Below are 2,611 nucleotides of genomic sequence, written 5' to 3' on the forward strand. Positions count from 1 at the left end.
CCCACGCCCCGCCCCAGGTTATCCACATGACTTTCCTCATCCTTGCCTCCGGCTCTGAAATCCGCGCAACGCTGCTTCGGAACGCGGGACTGGCGGTCTCGGTCCAGCCTGCGCGGATTGATGAGGAGAATCTGCGGCTTTCCTTGCAGGCAGAGGGGGCGACAAGCGCCGATCTCGCCGATGCGCTGGCTGAGCATAAAGCACTGCGGATTGCGCAGAAAAACCCCGAAGGGCTGGTTCTGGGCTGCGATCAGATCCTTGACCTGGAGGGAAAACCGCTGAGCAAGCCCGAAAACCCTGAGCATGCGCGCAGTCAGTTGCAACAATTGCGGGGCAAAACGCATCAGCTTCTGTCCGCCTGCGTGCTCTATCATCAGGGCCAGCCGGTCTGGTGGCATACTGCGGTTGCACGGCTGACCATGCGCAATTTCAGCGACCCGTTTCTTGACGCCTATCTGCAGCAGCATTGGAATGACATCCGCCACTGCGTCGGATGCTATCAGCTTGAGGGCCCCGGGATCAGGCTGTTCTCGCGCGTTGAAGGGGATTACTTTGGCATCCTTGGTCTGCCAATTCTGGAGCTGCTGAACGTGCTTACCCAGCGCAAGGATATTGACGGATGACAGCGCCGCTCAAGCTCGCCGGGGTTATCGGCTTTCCGGTCGCGCATAGCCGCTCACCCCGGCTGCATGGGCACTGGTTGCAGCGCTACGGTATCGACGGGCATTATGTGCCGCTTCAGATCGCCCCGGAAGATTTCAATAACGCCATGAAAATGCTTCCGAAAATGGGGTTCATCGGCGTGAATGTGACAATCCCGCACAAGGAAGCCGCGCTGGCGCTGGCGGATGTTGTCTCGCCCCTTGCCCGCCGCATTGGCGCGGTAAACACGCTGACCTTCACCCCGCGCGGGCTGGAGGCGGACAATACCGACGCCCATGGTTTCACGTGGAACATTCTGGACAGTGCTCCTGACTGGGCGCCGCGCCGCGTTGCCCTGATCGGCGCCGGCGGGGCCAGCCGCGCGGTGATTGCCGCCTTGCAGGATAAGGGCGCTACCGAGATCAGGCTGACGAACCGCAGCGCTGCCCGCGCCGTCCATCTGGCGGAGGAATTCGGCGTGACGGCGGTCAGGTGGGATGAGCGTGACGCCATGCTGGAGGGGTGCGATACGCTGATTAACGCCACCTCGCTGGGCATGAACGGCCAGCCACCCCTCCCCCTGCGGCTGGATGCATTGCCGCAAAGCGCCATCGTCAATGATCTGGTCTATACGCCGCTGGAAACGCCGCTGCTGGCCATGGCGCGGGCGCGGGGAAATACCGTGATTGACGGGCTGGGCATGCTGCTGCATCAGGCCGCGCCGGGCTTTGAGCGCTGGTTCGGCGTGGCGCCGGTGGTCGATGCGGCGTTGCGGGAAAGGGTTCTGGGGGTATGACGGTCATTCTGGGCCTGACAGGTTCGATCGGGATGGGGAAATCCACGACTGCGGGTTTCTTCCGCGACGCAGGCGTGCCCGTCTGGGATGCGGATGCCGAGGTGCATCGCCTTTATGCCTCCGGCGGGGCGGCCGTGGCACCGCTCGCGCAGCTTTGCCCACAGGCGCTGAAAGAGGGAGCAATTGACCGCGCCGCGCTCAAGGACTGGATCGCGGCTGACCCGGGCGCACTGAAACAGATTGAAAGCGTCGTCCATCCGCTGGTGGCCGCCGCCCGCCAGCGGTTCATCGCGGCCCATAAGAAAGTGGGCACACCATTGATTTTACTGGATATCCCGCTTCTGTTCGAATCCGGCAGCGCGCGCCTCTGCGATGCCACCCTCACCGTGTCCGCCCCGCCTGAGGTGCAGCGCGCCCGGGTTCTGGCCCGGCCCGGCATGACCGAGGCGCATTTTCAGACCATCCTGAGCAAACAGATGCCGGATACTGAGAAGCGCGCCCGCGCGACCTATGTGATAGAAACCCATACGCCCGAACAGACCCGCGACGAGGTTCTGCAACTGATCACCCGGCTGACCGAAAGATGACTTATGCGCGAAATCGTTCTTGATACCGAAACAACCGGCTTTGAACCTTCCGAGGGGCACCGGATTGTCGAGATCGGCGCGGTCGAGTTGTTCAACCACATGCCGACCGGCAACACCTATCACCAATACATCAACCCCCAGCGCGACATGCCGCAGGAGGCATTTCAGGTGCATGGGCTGGGCAATGATTTCCTGCGCGATTACCCGGTTTTTGCCGATATCGCCGATGCGTTTCTGGCCTTTGTCAGCGGGGCGCGGCTGGTGATTCACAACGCTGCCTTTGACATGAAGTTTCTCAATGCTGAGCTGGGCTGGGCCAAGCGCCCGCTCCTGCCCGACAATGTTGCGCTTGATACGCTGACTATTGCGCGGCGCAAATTTCCGGGCTCCCCGGCCTCGCTTGATGCGCTGTGTCGGCGGTTCGGCGTGGATAACTCATCGCGTGAGAAGCATGGCGCGCTTCTGGACAGCGAAATTCTGGCAGAGGTCTATCTGGAACTGATCGGCGGGCGCCAGCCCGATCTTGTTCTCGCGCCCCAGCCGACCCAGCGCCAGAACACTGTCAACACCGGCTGGCGCCCCACAC

4 protein-coding genes are annotated in these 2,611 nt (G+C 62.3%); all 4 read left to right on the forward strand.

Annotated features, from left to right (window positions below; translation table 11 throughout):
- Nucleotides 1-26 precede the first annotated feature (26 nt).
- Complete coding sequence (locus V7Q53_RS23280; protein ID WP_333831424.1) at nucleotides 27-623, forward strand: Maf family protein; 597 nt, start codon at nucleotides 27-29, stop codon at nucleotides 621-623.
- Nucleotides 620-1,438: a shikimate dehydrogenase gene (locus V7Q53_RS23285; RefSeq protein WP_333831418.1), complete on the forward strand. Its 819-nt coding sequence runs from the start codon at nucleotides 620-622 to the stop codon at nucleotides 1,436-1,438. The genes V7Q53_RS23280 and V7Q53_RS23285 overlap by 4 nt, the downstream gene beginning before the upstream one ends.
- Nucleotides 1,435-2,025, forward strand: a complete 591-nt coding sequence (coaE, locus tag V7Q53_RS23290) for a dephospho-CoA kinase (protein ID WP_333831420.1) — start codon at nucleotides 1,435-1,437, stop codon at nucleotides 2,023-2,025. The genes V7Q53_RS23285 and coaE overlap by 4 nt, the downstream gene beginning before the upstream one ends.
- Nucleotides 2,026-2,028: 3 nt before the next feature.
- The coding region (dnaQ, locus tag V7Q53_RS23295) for a DNA polymerase III subunit epsilon (RefSeq protein ID WP_333831422.1) at nucleotides 2,029-2,611 on the forward strand (583 nt) is incomplete at its 3' end.

Source organism: Pararhodobacter sp., from assembly GCF_036802785.1.
GTDB lineage: Bacteria > Pseudomonadota > Alphaproteobacteria > Rhodobacterales > Rhodobacteraceae > Pararhodobacter.